Annotated in this window: 13 protein-coding genes; 5 read left to right on the top strand and 8 right to left on the bottom strand. The window is 51.0% G+C overall.

The features are described from left to right. Positions 1–237: 237 nt before the first annotated feature. The 3 genes from BJF97_RS04790 to BJF97_RS04780 all read right to left on the bottom strand — a co-directional run bounded on the left by BJF97_RS04790 (position 238) and on the right by BJF97_RS04780 (position 6,507). Positions 238–930, bottom strand: coding sequence for a winged helix-turn-helix transcriptional regulator (locus BJF97_RS04790; protein WP_032694608.1), 693 nt, complete (start codon positions 928–930; stop codon positions 238–240). 327 nt (positions 931–1,257) lie between these two features. Then, positions 1,258–4,317 carry a chitinase gene (locus tag BJF97_RS04785; RefSeq protein ID WP_032694609.1) on the bottom strand — a complete coding sequence of 1,020 codons (3,060 nt, stop codon included), beginning with the start codon at positions 4,315–4,317 and terminating at the stop codon, positions 1,258–1,260. 90 nt (positions 4,318–4,407) lie between these two features. Further along, positions 4,408–6,507, bottom strand: a complete 2,100-nt coding sequence (locus tag BJF97_RS04780; protein ID WP_042944266.1) for a glycosyl hydrolase family 18 protein — start codon at positions 6,505–6,507, stop codon at positions 4,408–4,410. Positions 6,508–6,892: 385 nt separating this feature from the next. On the opposite strand from BJF97_RS04780, the gene BJF97_RS04775 reads away from it, so the two are divergent. Continuing rightward, positions 6,893–7,336, top strand: a complete 444-nt coding sequence (locus BJF97_RS04775) for a winged helix-turn-helix domain-containing protein (RefSeq protein ID WP_014227858.1) — start codon at positions 6,893–6,895, stop codon at positions 7,334–7,336. Between the two features lie 16 nt (positions 7,337–7,352). Continuing rightward, positions 7,353–7,886: a glycoside hydrolase family 108 protein gene (locus BJF97_RS04770; protein WP_014227857.1), complete on the top strand. Its 534-nt coding sequence runs from the start codon at positions 7,353–7,355 to the stop codon at positions 7,884–7,886. 77 nt (positions 7,887–7,963) lie between these two features. Here BJF97_RS04770 and BJF97_RS04765 read toward each other — a convergent pair whose 3' ends face one another. The 4 genes from BJF97_RS04765 to dnaK form a co-directional block, all read right to left on the bottom strand. Beyond that, on the bottom strand, positions 7,964–8,311 hold the full coding sequence (locus BJF97_RS04765) for a phage holin family protein (protein ID WP_014227856.1): 348 nt from the start codon (positions 8,309–8,311) through the stop codon (positions 7,964–7,966). A gap of 124 nt (positions 8,312–8,435) precedes the next feature. Continuing rightward, positions 8,436–9,383, bottom strand: coding sequence for a LysR family transcriptional regulator (locus tag BJF97_RS04760; protein WP_014227855.1), 948 nt, complete (start codon positions 9,381–9,383; stop codon positions 8,436–8,438). Positions 9,384–9,550: 167 nt separating this feature from the next. Continuing rightward, a complete protein-coding gene (gene dnaJ, locus BJF97_RS04755; RefSeq protein WP_014837364.1) occupies positions 9,551–10,687 on the bottom strand; it encodes a molecular chaperone DnaJ in 1,137 nt (378 codons plus the stop codon). Between the two features lie 87 nt (positions 10,688–10,774). Then, the gene (dnaK, locus tag BJF97_RS04750) at positions 10,775–12,691 is read right to left on the bottom strand and encodes a molecular chaperone DnaK (RefSeq protein ID WP_004128758.1); all 1,917 of its coding nucleotides are present in this window, start codon (positions 12,689–12,691) and stop codon (positions 10,775–10,777) included. Between the two features lie 386 nt (positions 12,692–13,077). On the opposite strand from dnaK, the gene BJF97_RS04745 reads away from it, so the two are divergent. The 3 genes from BJF97_RS04745 (at position 13,078) to satP (ending at position 14,914) form a co-directional block, all read left to right on the top strand. After that, entirely contained in the window at positions 13,078–13,482 is a 405-nt protein-coding gene (locus BJF97_RS04745) for a DUF2541 family protein (protein ID WP_014227853.1), read from the top strand. 27 nt (positions 13,483–13,509) lie between these two features. Continuing rightward, on the top strand, positions 13,510–14,259 hold the full coding sequence (msyB, locus tag BJF97_RS04740) for an acidic protein MsyB (RefSeq protein WP_014227852.1): 750 nt from the start codon (positions 13,510–13,512) through the stop codon (positions 14,257–14,259). An 88-nt stretch (positions 14,260–14,347) separates the two neighbouring features. Beyond that, a complete protein-coding gene (gene satP / locus BJF97_RS04735) occupies positions 14,348–14,914 on the top strand; it encodes an acetate uptake transporter (protein WP_014227851.1) in 567 nt (188 codons plus the stop codon). A gap of 46 nt (positions 14,915–14,960) precedes the next feature. On the opposite strand, the gene BJF97_RS04730 is transcribed toward satP, so the two are convergent. Further along, on the bottom strand, positions 14,961–16,271 hold the full coding sequence (locus tag BJF97_RS04730; protein ID WP_032692975.1) for an MFS transporter: 1,311 nt from the start codon (positions 16,269–16,271) through the stop codon (positions 14,961–14,963). Positions 16,272–16,372: the final 101 nt, after the last annotated feature.

The raw sequence follows: 16,372 nt of genomic DNA, 5'->3' as shown, positions 1-16,372 counted from the left end.
TCATGGTTATGCGTATTAGCTTAGCGTGAATGGGATGATGCATGAGCGGTTGCCGCGATCGTCGACTTTTTTATGTCCCCATAAGATATTTAAAAATTATACCAATGGGAAATCTCTCTTTACGTCATTAGCATGATTGACAGGATAATCAATATATGAATATCTCGACAATTTCCGTACCAAGAAAGTTTAAAAGGTGACTACTAATACTAATAAACACCTTTGCCCTGAAAAGTATTAAAAAGCCGTGGGTAATTTTTTCATATCTATTAAACGGCCGCCATCAATAGTTATATAGCCGCCTTTTTTCAGTTCAGAGAGAAGCTTCATGGTACGGCTACGGGAAATTCCTGTTCGGCGTTGAATGAAGTTAAGCACATTAATACTTTGTCGATATTCGCTGGCATAAGCCCAAAGCTCGATTAATAACGATCTCACCTTCAGATAAGAATCCACACCGACCAGTTCACGATCGCGTACGCTCATGACCATCAGACGATAGGCAAGTATTCGTGCGACATCGTGCCACAGATCGCACTCATCAACAGTCTTGATAAAGTCGGGCAGAGACACTGCGCGTCCGCTGCACTTCGTTTCCGCTATCAGAAAGTGTTCTGGCCGGGTCGGAACATTGTAAGTCACCCCATAACTATCGACTAATCCGATAATGGCGGGAGCAAAAGAGGAATTAACATGAAGTCCGCTGCCACAGCGGCAAAAAGAAAATATACCGGACTCCAACAGCACAATTTTATTTTCCCCGTCTGAATTCAGTAAAAACTCATCTCCGGGAGCCAAATTAAAAGGTTTACCGAAGGACCATAGCGAGGCGAAGAGTGCATCAAGCGCTGCATGCGGTTTAGCCTGTTGGGAAAAAAGATAGGAATGCAGGGTATTCCCATTATCATTTTCAGCAACGTCTAATTTCATTTTTCATTATTACCATAATCATAGATTACCCCAAGATATACTTAACGGAGGTTATCTTCAATTCATTATAAACATCCTCCCGGAAGTATATTTTTAGCCGCAAGCACGAAAACGCAATACTTAGCACAAAGCGCAAATTCTTAATATAAACTTCAACAACCACAAATAAATCGCAAAACAAAAAATTAACATAACAATAAAATAACTGCTGAAACTATCTCTCACGAAATAAAAATACACTAAAAATAGTGATTCAGAAATTAAATATTCTGAATCACTATGAACAGCGATGCATTTTTCAGGCGCTATGGCGGGGTAAATGTGACATTAACTGAAATAGGCCGGTGCGGTATAATACTCAACCATTTTATCTGCCAGCCAACCGCCATCTTCACCATTAGAGTGAATGGTGGTTATGCTTACCGTCGAGCCGCCGCCCCACAGTACTGAGAAAACATGGTAGTCGGGTAGATTCAATGCCTGCATTTGCCCCCAGTCGTAACCCTTATCCTGGCGTAAAAAGTCACCGACGGTCGCCGCGCCGTAAGTTGCGCTATTCACCGCCGTATTGAGCAGATCTGACGCGATGGTATCGAGATCGCAGCCAATACGCGCATCGCCCATAAAGAAGCTTCCGCCCGATGCGTAATGCGCGGCGGCAATTTTACTGCTGCCTTCATCCACGGTTGGCATATGGCCGCCCGGAATTTGCCACAGCATTGCCGGTTTACGCAGCGCTTTAGCCGCGTGTTTTACCATCCCCAGATAATTAAACCAGCAGGTCGCGTTCCAGGCATAGTGCGCTAATGCATCAGGGCTAAAGCAATCGCGCTCAAATTTATCAAAAGCGATAAAGTCTGGCGCATACTCACCGCTATAGACACCCAGCTCATTGATAAAGTTGGCGATAGCGGTCCCCTGCGCGGCCGGATCGGCGTTCGGCCTGAGTACCCAATCTGCCGTTCCCGTCGCCCATACGTTTGTCTGCCAGCCGAATGCCACATCCGGCGCGAACTGCCGCACAATGTAGTTGATCGCCTGGACATAACCGTAGAGATCGTTAGAAAACGTCGGCAACACCGGCGCGCTGAATCCCGGAAGCGCAGGCAAAGCATTAATCGCGGCCGCCAGTTGGACATTAACCTGCATGCTATTCGCTTGACGCACCGCAGCGTAGCCATACGGCTCCTGCTGCATCGCGCCAAGAAAATCGGGGTTCAGCACAAAGGTGGCGGGAACCGGATGCTCGTCATCCTTCCAGAATTGCGCCGCGAGACACTGGGTGATGAAGTTGCCAAAATGGTTACGCAACCGCTGAGCGTCCTGGAGATCGGCGAGCGCGCTGCCGCCGCTGGCATTGGCGGTATACACCACCATGACCGGCATTACGCAACGGCCCGCCTCTTTTTCAATCTCACGTACCAGAGGAACGGTTTTGTGAATCGGGAGCGAATCATAATCAAGAAAGCCGTCGCCGTTTTTATCCACTTCCGCAGCCGGGACGGGGTCACCGCCGCCATCAAAACCATCGTATTTAAACAGGGCGCTAAAGGGGACGTCGCGGTATAGCGATACGGTGTCCGCCGCATTCACCGTCACGCCACCGTGGGCGAGATAGTTTGGCCAGCCTTTAACCTGCAAGGGAACGCCCTGAACAAACTCCAGGGTGATATGGTTGACGCTTTGCAACAGCCGCAGCGGCGCGTCCGGTTCACAGCGCCACGGCGTCCCGGAGAGATAAACCTCTGGCGCCTCAACGCTGTACTGGCCAGGAGCCATAGGCATCGCCAGCGTTTGCAGATGGGGAGTGCTCTCCAGCATCAGAGTATATTGATATTGCCCATAGCAGAACCGATAGCGCTGGGGCGAAACGCCCTCAGGCAAGCCCAGTATAGTGGCCTGAACCTCAACAAAATCATGGCTATCAACCTCCGTCTGCCGGAAGCCGACGAGCACCTCTTTCGCCACCCCTTGTTCAGGGGTAAAAATAGTCGGCAGGGCGGGAGTCGTCACCATCTGGTTATTGATAACCGCAGGTTGCAAACCCATCTGATAGCGGTGCCCCGCGGTAAGCCGGGTCACCAGCTGCATTTGATTGACGGGCATTGTCAGGGTTCTTTCGCAGACGCCAGATTCCGTCCACAGCTCAACCACCATTTCCGCGCCGATGAACTCAGGGGCATCGACAGTCAGGCGTACCGAAGCCAACGGTACTGGCGATTGATACGCAACCCGGCAGGTTTGGGCGTCATGACCGGAAACAAGCTTAAGCGAATACGTCGATTCAACAGGCGCGATCCGCATATCATCATTGCACAGCTCCAGCACGGTGATAGCGTAATCGCCGGCGCTAAGATCGCCGATGACTAAAGCCTGTCCCCACTCGCCGGCAAAGCGTTGTGATGTTGCGTCTGGATAGCGCAGATCGATGGTCGGCTTGAGGGTTGTGCTTTCCGCCAACGGTGGAAACTCAATTTCAATCGTCCCCTGACGGCCAGGATCGTGCGCCAGGGTTGCGGTTAAGCCGCTCATCGTGACCGGAGTTTGGGTAGCGGAAAGAAAGAACTGCAGCTCGGCGCTGGCCCCGGCCGTCAGCCAGAACTCGCCATCATGATGAATGGTAATCGTATTTTTCTCGATGGGCCAACCGCCGTCGCTGCCCAGCGTCACGGGCTTATTGCCGAGCAAAGAACCGCTGAATGGGCTGTAAGGATCGGGATGCCCGCTGGCGGTAAACTCCAGCTTAAGTTGATTAAGATCGATAGAGTGGGAATAGAGATTGGTCAGCGTCAGGGTGACGCGCTGATACCAGCTGGTCGTACTCAGCTGGCTTGCCGCAATAACTATCCCTTCCTCTTCCTCAACCGCATCATCACCCTGCTCTTGAGGTTCCGGAGCAACCTCATCCGTTTCCTCATCAGCAGGGATATTGTCTTCAGGTTCGGGCTTCAGGCTATCAGTATCATCATCGGCGGGAACTTCAGGTTCTGGCTCAACCTCATCTGCAGCGTCATCCGTTGTCTCGTCTTGTGCCGAAGAGGCCAGAGTTAATGTGAAGGTCGAGAGTTTTACCGGAACCTGAGTGGCGGCAAAACTGAAGAATAACGTACCGCTTTCGCCCGGCTGCAGTAACAGCTGCCGGCTGTTATTAATAATGATTTCATTGACGTCAACGGTCCCCTGTGATTTACCGCTTAACGTAAGAGGCATGTCCCCTTTGAGGGTACCGCCAAAATTTCCCCACGGATCCTGATGGCCGGACCCGGTAAAGCTAATGACCGCATGATTCATATCCACGGCACGGTTATTTTCATTGGTGATGGTTAACGTGATTTTCTGATACCAGCTATTCACATCGATCTGGCTGTTTTTAATCGAGACCGTCATTGACAACACTCCTCGTTCCCTGGTGGAAAAAGCCCCGGTTTTCCGGGGCTTGTATTGTTGAACTCAATCCTTTTCCTTTAATGAAAAGGATTAGTAAGCACCAAGGTCAGTCCATGCCTGGCCCGCAGCGCAGTTCAGATCCGGCTGATCGCCCTGAGACCACCATTTCACCTGGTAGTTATGGCCTTTCCAGCTTACCGTTTCGAATGACCCCCAGTTCCCACCGTACACGGTTGCGGCATCCCACAGCGGATAAGGCGTAGTCGCGTCATCCCCCGAAGTCTCATCTTCTGCCGGCGTGGTATCTTCTTCCGGCTCTACGGGCACAACGCTATCTTCCTCTTCCGGCTCAGGTTGAATCTGAGACGCAGCCGGAACGGCGACCAGCACGAAACGCTGCTGGGTAGAAGGCTCGCCCCAGACATCCCGGACAAACAGGGTGAACTGGAAGTTGGTTTTAACGGAAACGTCCGGAACGACGAACTCGATCACGGGAACGGTTTTGTCAGCCACGGTGATTTCAGACGGAACACCCCAGCTGAAGGTGATATCGTCTTTATCTTCGTCAGAGGATCCTTCACCGGAAAGCTGTACGGTAGAGCCGCCGACGACGCGCAGTTCAACGGCGGCTTTCGGCGCGTGGTTCACGTCGGTAGTCGCATCTTCTTCATCCGGTTCATCCGCCGGGTCGACGTTGATGCCTTCGAAATAGAACGGCTCCATATCGATAACTTCAGACGCCATTTCATAGCCCAGACCTTCACGGGCGGCGTTAACCAGCACGCCGTTGTCCTGGTCGATTGTCCAGGTGAACAGCGCGCCCAGGCCGAGGCTGGCGGCGTATTCACCCTTGGCTTTCACCGTGCGCGGCGTATCCAGGGACATGAACAGTTTGCTGTCAGGGTTGTAGAGGTAGTCCGCGTCGGCAACCTTGTCGGTGTAGACGTTGAAGCCGTTACGGCCTTTCTGGTTTTCCAGATCCAGGTAGTTATAAATGATGTCGTACCATTCGGTGGTACCCGATTCGAAGGAGCCGACGGTGGTGCCGGTGCCCGGGCTATAGGTGCCTTTCAGCGGGGACAGGGATTCCAGCTCCGCGTTGCGCCCGTTACGGGTGTAGGCAGCGTAACCAATGTTGATGCGCTCTGCCGGGAAGCCTTCGGACAGCAGATGGCCGACAACGGTATCCACCCCCCAGCCGCCTTCTTCCAGCGCCTTCAGGTTGGTGTGGTGGGTCACGCTCTCCGCCCACGGGGTACCGAAGAAGTCATAGGTCATGACGTTGATACCGTACAGGCCCGCTTTCAGCAGCGCATTGACGTTGGAGTAGCCGAGCGTCTTGACCACCGCGGAGCTGGCAATGGAGATTTTGACGTTGCTCAGGCCTGCGGCGTCCAGCTGCTTACGCAGTTCGCCAATCAGCAGGGCGTAGTTCTCGCCGTCTTCCGGGCCGTACGGGTTGCCAGCGCCTTCGGCATTCGGATATTCCCAGTCAATGTCCACTTCGCTGAACATCGGGAACTGCTTGAACAGTTTTACCACGCCTTTGGCAAAGACCTTACGCGAGGCGTCAGACGCGGCGGTTTCATGGAAACCGTTACTCATACTCCAGCCGCCGATGCTCATGGACAGCACCAGGTCGTGGCCCTGCTGCTTCGCTTTAGCCTGCAGATCGCGCAGGCCGCCGAGCAGGCCCTTAGTATTACTCTGGGTCACGGTCTTCGGATCGACATCCCAGCCGCTGACGGTATGGCCAACGTTAACGTAAGACTGGAAGTCGCCCCACGGGTCGAGGAAGGTGGGCTCGTACTTCACTTTTCCGCACTGATCGGCACCTTCGGCAACCACGTCGCGCCACAGGTTGTCCACTTTGTGGAAGCCGGTCACGCCGACGAAACCGACGATGATTTTGTCGTAGGCGGTAGGAGAAACGTTGGCCAGGTCGTAGCCGCGACCGCGGTTATCTTTTGAATCATCGCCCTGCAGACGACCATCGTACTGTGACCAGTCGGTGTAGTAGCCGAAGACTTTGGGTTTGGTGGTGGAAGCTTTGTATTTGTTATAGACCGGTTTAGCGACGCGAGCGGAGGTATAGCTGTATGCGCTCACTTCTGTTGCCGGGTTAAAGCCGTCTGCGGCGTTGCTGGTTTCGGTCAGCGTATCGCCTTGAATCAATTTGCTGGTAGCCATTTTTAATTTCCTTTTAAGTTTGAAAAATTGTCGCAGTTCGTTCTGCCGGGCCAATAATCCAATCCTTACGAGGCGATGGCTAATCACAAAACATCACGTTTTCGATACAGACTTCACGCTAATTTATGAGGCTAAAATGATAGTAATAATCTCCGGCTCATCAGCAGGTAAACGCATCTCATCAAAACGGGATTAAAACATCAGCAGCATAGTAAATATCATTAATCACCTAGTTAAATATCATTTAACTTACATGAGATTATGTGATTAAGCTCTCACCATCAAATGACATTACAATAATACGGATGACAAGTAATAGATTAAGACAATTCTCGTACAATATATTTAACGCAAGCAAACAGGATCATATCTAAAGGACGACAATATGAAAACTTATCTCATCAACGACAATTGCGTTTATAATGAAGGAAAGTATGAACTGAGAACCGCTTCCAACTCAAAGGTCATTAAAATGACGGCAATGAGGGCGAAGTGTCTTAGCTTCATCATCGAAAATGCTGATATGGATATTATTGAGCGCCAAAAAATAACCACAGAGTTATGGGGAAGTCGTAGCCATTTTGTCAATGATGCAAATTTAACGCAAATACTCTACCTGATCAGACGAGATCTGAAGTCGCTTGGAATAAACGATCTCTTTATCACCATCCCAAGACAAGGCATTCAAGTTAATAAAGAGATCCCTATTAAAGCAATGGAAAGCAAGAAGAAAGAAAACAAACGACAGGTTTTCAGAAAGACGCTGGCAGCATTAACCACGGTCTTTTCTGTCACCCTCGGTACAGTGATGTATTTGCATATTCATTAATTCAAGGAGAGAAAAAATGAACCCAATCATTGATGGCATTTTGGCGATGGAAGGTGGTTACAGCCTGAACCCGAAAGATAAAGGTGGTGCAACCAACTGGGGAATCACTGAGGCGACAGCCCGGGCCCATGGTTATACCGGTGAGATGATCAACCTGACGCGAACTGAAGCATTTTCTATTCTCGAAGAAGATTATTGGATTAAACCCGGCTTCGAGCAGATATCAACACTCTCCTGGCCCATTTCCTTTGAACTCTGCGATGCCGCAGTCAATATTGGCCCCCACTATCCCTGCGTGTGGCTACAGCGCTGGCTAAATGCACTAAATCGGGAAGAAAGAAGCTACCAGGATATCAAAACCGATGGCAAGATTGGCCCCCGAACGCTCGCGGCCCTCAAGCATTTTCTGACCTTACGGGGTAAGCAGGGGGAGGAGGTATTAGTCAAAGCGCTCAACTGCAGCCAGGGCGCCTACTACCTGGATATCACTGAAAAAAATAGACAAAATGAAGAGTTCATTTTTGGCTGGATGAAAGCCAGAGTCAAATAACACGATTATTTAATTATAGCTAATAAAAGACTCAGGGATGAGCCTTTTATCATGATCGATATACATTAAATATGTAGTTAATGTATTTTTGCGTCATCCAGCGCTTTTTTAATTTTCTCGCCAAGAATTTTTAAAATCGGCCCTGCGAATACTCCGCCAAGACCGGCGGCGAGTAGCACCATATTAAAACTAAGCTCTTTTTCAATCGCTACAGCGCTGAGCAAAAAACTGGTAAAACAGGAAACCACCACCTGGGTCAAACAGTGCATGATTCCCTTATGGGAATGATCGTCACCCTCTTGCCTATCACGGCGGATAAGATAGCTAACAAATCCCCCCCAGGCGCCGGTAGCAATAATGGTGAACAATATTTCGACTTCCAGCAAAACGACTTCCGTGGTTTCGAGATGGTTGGGAATAGACATAGTACACTCCTTGATTAACTCATATAAAAAGGCACCACCAGAGTGTAGGTAGGTTGACTATTTTAAAATAATCAAAGAGTATCAAACCAAACCATATTTGATATAGTGTTTGAAAAGATACTCCTCAGCGACGAAATGATGACAGCGTGTGTAACCGGGAGACAACTTCGTTAATGATGGATATATTTTTACTATTTTTGTCCCATGATGCATAAATCTGTATAGATTTGAACGTAAGTTCAGGTGGCGGCTGAACAAACTTAATATCATATTTGCGCTGATTTTTATAAAAAAGTGCCAGCTTTAACGGCATTAATGCGATTAATGAGGTGCGTTCAATCATACTTAACATCCCATTGAGTGAATCGCTGCGATAGCCGATAATGCGCGATCCTTTATAATAAAAATTATCTTTAAAAAGGCCTTTATCATTTATAATCATCGGTGAATACCTACCCAGTTGATACATCGCGTGACGAGAAGAATAGAAATGATGTAATGAGATATGAGGTAAGGTACTCAGGATATGGTTGCTGGCGAAAATGCAAACAAAGCTCCTGAAGCTGTCGATAAGCTGATTATCAATTCCCGGGATATTCAACGGCTCGCTGCTAATCAGAAGATCGCATTCCGCAGTGAGTAGTAAATCAGCCAGCACCTCGCGGGAAAGGTTTCGTGATGAATAATGATTAAGTAACACGCGCTCAAAGATATCGTCTGCATAAAGCTGAGAGAGGTAGTAAGTCTCAACGATATCTCCGCCTAAAATAGTCATCCTGGCGTCAGCGTTATCTTTTTTGTCGGAAATAAATGTGCTCTCTACCAATTCCATCACCTGACGGAAATTTTGATAGATTTCAATCGCCTTCGCGGTAGGTAACAGACCATCCTTACCACGAACAAACAACTCTTCCTGATAATACCCTTGTAAACGGCGGAGCGCCAATGACACGGCAGAAGGGGTAATTCCAAGTTTTTTGGCTGCTTTAGCAGCATTTCCAGCCGAAATAACAGCATCAAGAGTCTTGATTAAATTATAATCAAAATCCTTATTGGCACCTTTCGATCCCATCCGCTGTAGGCCTCTAAAAATGAAAAAAGCAATATAGATAATACTCAAAATAAATCAATTGTTAGCCCTGATAAATAATAGGTTAATTTAAATAGTGTAGAAGCCTGATAGAAAAAAGCCTGGGCACGAAGGCCCAGGCTTGAAGAAAGTCAGGAAATGAATAGCAATTAGCGCGTCAAATCATCGAAAAACTTCTTCACGCCATCGAAGAAACTTTTAGAGCGCGGACTGTTCTTCTCACCCGTTGGCCCACCAAAGCTCTCCTGAAGATCTTTCAGCAGCTGCTTTTGTTTATCGTTAAGGCCAACCGGTGTTTCAACCACCACGCGGCACAGCAGATCGCCCTGCGCACCGCCGCGCACGGACTTCACGCCTTTACCGCGCATCCGGAACAGCTTACCTGTCTGCGTCTCGCCCGGCACTTTAAGATTTACACGACCGTCCAGCGTCGGAACCTCAATTTCTCCGCCGAGAGCGGCCATGGTGAAGTTAATCGGGACTTCGCAGTACAGATTATTTCCTTCACGCTCGAATATGGCGTGCTGCTTAACCTGAACCTGTACATACAGATCGCCAGCCGGTGCGCCATGCTCGCCCGCTTCACCTTCACCTGCCAGACGAATACGGTCGCCGGTATCGACGCCCGCCGGGATTTTAACCGACAGCGTTTTGGTTTTCTCAACGCGACCATGACCGTGGCATTTATTGCACGGATCTTTAATCAGCGTACCGCGCCCCTGGCAATGCGGACAGGTCTGCTGAACGGCGAAGAAACCCTGGCGCATCTGGACCTGGCCCGCACCGTGACAGGTTGGGCAAGTCTGCGGCTGGCTACCCGCTTTGGCTCCGCTGCCGTGGCAAACGTCGCACTCTTCCAGAGTCGGGATACGGATCTCTTTGGTTACGCCGCGAACGGCTTCTTCGAGCGTCAGATCCATGTTATAGCGCAGGTCCGAGCCGCGCGCTGCGCGCTGGCGACCGCGTCCGCCGCCAAAAATATCGCCGAAAACATCGCCAAAGATATCGCTGAAATCCGCGCCGCCGCCAAAACCACCGCCGCCGCCACCCATGCCGCCCTGCTCAAACGCGGCGTGACCGTACTGATCGTAGGCTGCACGCTTCTGGGCATCGGTCAGGATTTCATACGCTTCTTTGATTTCTTTGAATTTAGCTTCAGCCTCTTTATCACCCTGGTTACGGTCCGGGTGATACTTCATGGCCAGGCGCTTATACGCCTTTTTGATTTCACGCTCTTCCGCTGTTCTGGAAACGCCTAAAATCTCGTAATAGTCTTGCTTTGCCATTGGTGTTTTTCAGCCCCTTAACATGCGTGCACGGGCGGAGAGGAAACCTCTTCGCCCGTGCCAGTGTTTTACCCGTTCAAAGGGCGATTATTTTTTGTCTTTCACTTCTTCGAACTCAGCGTCAACAACATCGTCGTCCTTCGCGTTGCTCTCGGAAGCGTCAGCGCCGCCAGCCTGCTGCTGAGCGTGCTGCTGCTGAGCGATTTCCATCAGCTTCTGGGAAGCCTGGGCCAGCGCCTGCATTTTCGCTTCAATATCGGCTTTATCTTCACCTTTCAGCGAAGTTTCCAGCGCAGTCAGCGCAGACTCGATAGCGGTTTTATCGTCAGCCGGCAGTTTATCGCCTGCTTCCTCAACCTGCTTACGCGTGCTGTGCAGCAGGTGGTCACCCTGGTTACGGGTCTGTACCAGTTCTTCAAACTTACGGTCAGCTTCTGCGTTAGCTTCAGCATCGCGTACCATTTTCTGAATTTCTTCTTCGTTCAGACCAGAAGAGGCTTTGATGGTGATCTTCTGCTCTTTACCGCTGTTTTTGTCTTTCGCGGACACATGCAGGATACCGTCAGCATCGATGTCGAAAGTCACTTCGATCTGAGGCATACCGCGCGGTGCCGGGTTGATACCATCCAGGTTGAACTGACCCAGAGATTTGTTATCCGATGCGCGTTTACGCTCACCCTGAATAACATGGATGGTTACCGCAGACTGGTTGTCTTCAGCGGTTGAGAACACCTGGCTGTGCTTGGTCGGAATGGTGGTGTTCTTATTGATCAGCGCAGTCATCACGCCGCCCATGGTTTCGATACCCAGAGACAGCGGGGTAACGTCCAGCAGCAGAACGTCTTTCACTTCACCCGTCAGGACGCCGCCCTGAACAGCAGCGCCAATGGCAACGGCTTCGTCCGGGTTAACGTCTTTACGCGGCTCTTTACCGAAGAACTCAGCAACTTTTTTCTGCACCATCGGCATACGGGTCTGACCGCCGACCAGGATAACGTCCTGGATATCGGATACGGACAGGCCAGCATCCTGCAGAGCAACTTTCAGCGGCTCGATGGAACGGTTAACCAGATCTTCTACCAGGCTTTCCAGTTTCGCACGGGTCACTTTGATGTTCATATGTTTCGGACCGGTGGCATCTGCGGTGATGTACGGCAGATTCACGTCGGTCTGCTGAGCGGAAGAGAGTTCAATCTTCGCTTTCTCAGCGGCTTCTTTCAGGCGCTGCATCGCCAGCGGGTCGTTACGCAGGTCAATGCCCTGATCTTTCTTAAACTCGTCAACGAGGTAGTTGATCAGACGGGTATCGAAGTCTTCACCGCCCAGGTGGGTATCACCGTTGGTCGCCAGAACTTCGAAGGTTTTTTCGCCGTCAACTTCGTCGATTTCGATAATGGAGATATCGAAGGTACCACCACCGAGGTCGTACACCGCGATAGTGCGGTTGCCGACTTCTTTATCCAGACCGTAAGCCAGCGCAGCGGCAGTCGGTTCGTTGATGATACGTTTGACTTCCAGACCTGCAATACGGCCGGCGTCTTTGGTTGCCTGACGCTGAGCATCGTTAAAGTAAGCAGGTACGGTGATAACCGCTTCAGTTACCGGTTCACCCAAGTAATCTTCAGCCGTTTTCTTCATTTTCTTCAGCACTTCGGCAGAGATCTGCGGCGGTGCGGTTTTGGTGCCTTTCACATCAAGCCATGCGTCGCCATTGTCTGCGGCAACGATTTTGTACGGCATGATAGAAACGTCACGCTGGACTTCTTCGTCCTGGAAGCGGCGGCCAATCAGGCGTTTAATCGCAAACAGGGTATTTTGCGGGTTTGTCACTGCCTGACGTTTAGCCGGCTGACCAACCAGAGTTTCACCATCCTGGGTATAGGCAATGATAGAAGGCGTGGTGCGATCGCCTTCGGCGTTCTCCAGCACGCGTGCAGTAGTGCCATCCATAATCGCTACACAAGAGTTGGTAGTACCCAGGTCGATACCAATAATTTTACCCATCTAAACGTCTCCACTAAAAATTCAGTCAACATGTGGTTGTGAACCTGTAATAAGGGCGAAACGTGCGGTTTCAACTACCCAGACATCATTTTTTTTCAGGTTCATTCACTGCGGTTGACTACAAGATGGGGTCGCCCACCGCGGCATCAAGGGGGGATACAAAAAAATTTTTGCCCTGCCCGCGCCGTCGGGTGGCGAGCAGGCCTCATAAGCGGTCCGGAAAGCGGGCCTAAAAACGCACAAAACATAATTAACAATAATAATTAAAGTTAAATATATTCATAAAACAATTGACATAATCCGCAATGATTACGTGCTAAAGACAATAAAGCTCCGGTGATAAAATACGCCCCCGCTATGACACATCCAATATTCAGGAAATCCTCATGAAATCACTGATTCATATATCAGCAGGGTTATTTTTAAGCGCCGCCTTAATAACGTCAGCATCCGCTAACGATCATAAAATTTTAGGGATTGTCGCCATGCCGCGAAATGAGACTAACGATCTCACGCTGAAGCTACCGGTATGCCGGGTGATTAAGCGTATCCAGCTCACTGCCGATCGCGGCGATGTCCAGCTGTCAGGCGCGACGGTGTACTTTAAAGCCAGCAATAGCGCCAGCCAGAGCCTCAACGTTCCGTCAACCATCAAACAGGGGGCAACCACCGACTGGATTAACATTAATAGCGACAACGATAACAAGCGCTGCGTAAAAAAAATCGCTTTTTCTGGCCACACGATTAACTCTTCCGACATGGCCTCGCTAAAAATCATTGGCGACGATTAATATCACTGTTCACCTTATCTGGTATTTATGAAAATTAATTATCTGGATGATGAAGACCTCTCTTTTCTTCATCGCTGTAGCGAAGAGCATCTGGAAGCATTCACCCGAATTCTGACTCACAATGAAAATGGAAAGCCGCGTCTTTCAAGCACGCTATTGCGTAATCAAACTTTCCAGGCGATGGCAGGGCATCCCGAACGCTATCGTCGCAACTGGCAGCTCATTGCCGGCGAGCTCCAGCACTTTGGCGGCGACAGCATCGCCAACACGCTGCGTCGTCACGGAAAGTTCTACCGGGAAATTTTGCTGGATGTCTGCAAGCGGCTAAAAATCAAAGCCGATAAGCACACCTCTACGCCGGAAATAGAACTGCATCTTCTGGAGCACTTCCTGGAACACAGCTGGAAGAAGATGGACGATCGGCAGAAAGCTGACTTCTTCACTGCCGTTGAGTGCCGGGTCAACGAGCATAAAGCGTTACTTCCCCATCTGCTGCAGACAAATAAGCTGGCGCAGGGCGTCACCCACCTTCTGGAAATCCGGCTGGCGAAGATCCTGCGCACGCACGCCGCGGTTAGCGTCATCGGCCACGGTCTGGTTCGCGGCGCGGGGCTTGGCGGCCCCCTCGGCGCCGCGTTTAATGGCGTCAAAGCCGTGAGCGGCAGCGCTTATCGCGTGACCATCCCGGCCGTACTGCATATTGCCTGTTTACGGCAAATGACCAGACTTCATCAGGTGAAAAATGAAATTGGTGAAAAATACCCCGCCAGATCATAGACAGTTTCGCAGCACCTAATTATTATGCCGCGCCCCGTCGCTGAGAGGCGGGGAATGCTTCCCTTTCTAATCATTATTTTGAGGAATTATGGGCAACACTAAGTTGGCTAATCCGGCACCGCTGGGCCTTATGGGCTTCGGCATGACCACTATTCTGCTTAACCTGGCAAATAGCGGCCTGTTCGCGTTTGATGTAGCTATCCTGGCGATGGGCATTTTTTACGGCGGCATTGCGCAGATTTTTGCCGGCCTGCTGGAGTTTAAAAAAGGCAACACCTTTGGTTTAACCGCATTCACGTCTTACGGCGCTTTTTGGCTGACGCTGGTTGCTATTCTTCTGATGCCGAAAATGGGCCTTGCAGAAGCACCCAACGCGCACTTCCTCGGTATGTACCTGGGACTATGGGGCGTTTTTACCCTGTTTATGTTCTTTGGCACCCTGAAAGCCGCGCGTATGCTGCAGTTTGTTTTCCTCAGTCTGACCGTGCTGTTCGCGCTGCTGGCGATTGGTCACCTGGCTGATAACGAAGGCATCGTTAAGATTGCGGGCTGGGTCGGTCTGGTCTGTGGCGCTAGCGCCATCTATCTGGCGATGGGTGAAGTACTGAACGAGCAGTTTGGCCGCACCGTTCTGCCAATCGGCGAAAAGCATTAATTAACGTCGCCGCCCGTTCGCGAGCGGCGACGTGAGCCCTATCGATTTACGGCAGGCGCTGCAGTTCAGCTTTCGGCGCAGCGACCTGTTGTTCCAGCCCCTGGCGCAGCCAGATCCCCAGCCCCAATCCCATCAACGACAGTGCCAGCACGTACCACGCGGGCGCCATCGGCGAAACGCCCATCAGCATGGTCACCGCAATCGGCGTCAGACCGCCAAAGATGGCGTAAGAGACGTTATAAGAGAATGAGATACCGGTAAAACGCACTTCAGCCGGGAACGCGCGCACCATCACATACGGAACCGCCCCGACCACGCCGACGCACAGCCCCACCGCACCGTAAAGCAGGAACAGGCGCTGCGGGCTATCGCCGGAAAGATGATAGAACGCCCAGCTTGCCACCGCGAGGAATACGCTGCCGACAATAAACGTGCGGCTGGCGCCAAAACGGTCAGCGGCCAGCCCTGCCAGCAGGCAGCCGATACACAGCATGATGGTGGCAATACTGTTCGCCTGCAGGGTGGTTGCGGGGGCAAAACCGTAGTGCTTTTGCAGCCAGACCGGCGACATCAGGATCACCACCACCACGCCGGCGGATAAAAGCCAGGTCAGCAGCATTGAGACCACCACCGCTTTCTGATGCTTCAGCGCGACGGCTTTAACCGGCAGCTCCTGCGCTAATGCTTTACGCTGCTGCATTTCGAGGAAAATCGGCGTCTCCTGGAGCCAACGGCGCAGATACATGGCGACAAGACCAAACGCGCCGCCTAACAGGAACGGAATACGCCAGCCGCCATCGTGGATACCCTGAGGAGTCAGATGAGTATTAATCAGCGTCGCGACGACCGACCCCAGCAATATCCCCACCGTCAGGCCAGCGGTCAGCGTACCGCAGGCGATACCTATTCTTTTTTCCGGTACATGCTCCGCCACAAAGACCCAGGCGCCGGGGACTTCACCGCCAATCGCCGCCCCTTGCAGAATGCGCATAAGCAGCAGCAAAAGCGGCGCCACGATGCCTACCGACGCGTAGGTGGGCAGCAGGCCAATCGCCAGCGTAGGCAGCGCCATCAGTAAAATACTCAGGGTAAACATCTTCTTACGCCCGACCAGATCGCCAAAATGGGCCATAATGATGCCGCCAAGAGGACGAGCTAAATAGCCCGCCGCAAAAATGCCGAAGGTCTGCACCTGGCGCAGCCATTCCGGAATATCGGCCGGGAAAAATAGCTCGCCGACAACGGCGGCGAAGAAGACAAAGATAATGAAATCGTAAAACTCCAGCGCGCCGCCGAGGGCGGCCAGCGTCAGCGTTTTATAATCCTGTCGATTCAGAGGTCGGGTGTAGTGTGACATAACGGGCAATCATCCAGAGGTATGAAGATATTCTACGCACGGTGTAAAGTAAAAAACACTATATCGTAAATAAAACAACACACCACTGGTGATGCAGGTTA

The sequence above is a fragment of the Klebsiella sp. LTGPAF-6F genome (assembly GCF_001753185.1).
In the GTDB taxonomy this organism is placed as follows: domain Bacteria; phylum Pseudomonadota; class Gammaproteobacteria; order Enterobacterales; family Enterobacteriaceae; genus Klebsiella; species Klebsiella michiganensis.
This window is presented reverse-complemented; position numbering and strand designations above follow the sequence as displayed.

Coding starts and splice junctions, on each gene's coding strand:
- dnaJ (WP_014837364.1), bottom strand. CDS start 10,687: ATGGCAAAGCAAGACTATTACGAGATTTTAGGCGTTTCCAGAACAGCG.
- msyB (WP_014227852.1), top strand. CDS start 13,510: ATGAAAATTAATTATCTGGATGATGAAGACCTCTCTTTTCTTCATCGC.
- dnaK (WP_004128758.1), bottom strand. CDS start 12,691: ATGGGTAAAATTATTGGTATCGACCTGGGTACTACCAACTCTTGTGTA.
- satP (WP_014227851.1), top strand. CDS start 14,348: ATGGGCAACACTAAGTTGGCTAATCCGGCACCGCTGGGCCTTATGGGC.
- BJF97_RS04730 (WP_032692975.1), bottom strand. CDS start 16,271: ATGTCACACTACACCCGACCTCTGAATCGACAGGATTATAAAACGCTG.
- BJF97_RS04785 (WP_032694609.1), bottom strand. CDS start 4,317: ATGACGGTCTCGATTAAAAACAGCCAGATCGATGTGAATAGCTGGTAT.
- BJF97_RS04780 (WP_042944266.1), bottom strand. CDS start 6,507: ATGGCTACCAGCAAATTGATTCAAGGCGATACGCTGACCGAAACCAGC.
- BJF97_RS04770 (WP_014227857.1), top strand. CDS start 7,353: ATGAACCCAATCATTGATGGCATTTTGGCGATGGAAGGTGGTTACAGC.
- BJF97_RS04790 (WP_032694608.1), bottom strand. CDS start 930: ATGAAATTAGACGTTGCTGAAAATGATAATGGGAATACCCTGCATTCC.
- BJF97_RS04760 (WP_014227855.1), bottom strand. CDS start 9,383: ATGGGATCGAAAGGTGCCAATAAGGATTTTGATTATAATTTAATCAAG.
- BJF97_RS04765 (WP_014227856.1), bottom strand. CDS start 8,311: ATGTCTATTCCCAACCATCTCGAAACCACGGAAGTCGTTTTGCTGGAA.
- BJF97_RS04775 (WP_014227858.1), top strand. CDS start 6,893: ATGAAAACTTATCTCATCAACGACAATTGCGTTTATAATGAAGGAAAG.
- BJF97_RS04745 (WP_014227853.1), top strand. CDS start 13,078: ATGAAATCACTGATTCATATATCAGCAGGGTTATTTTTAAGCGCCGCC.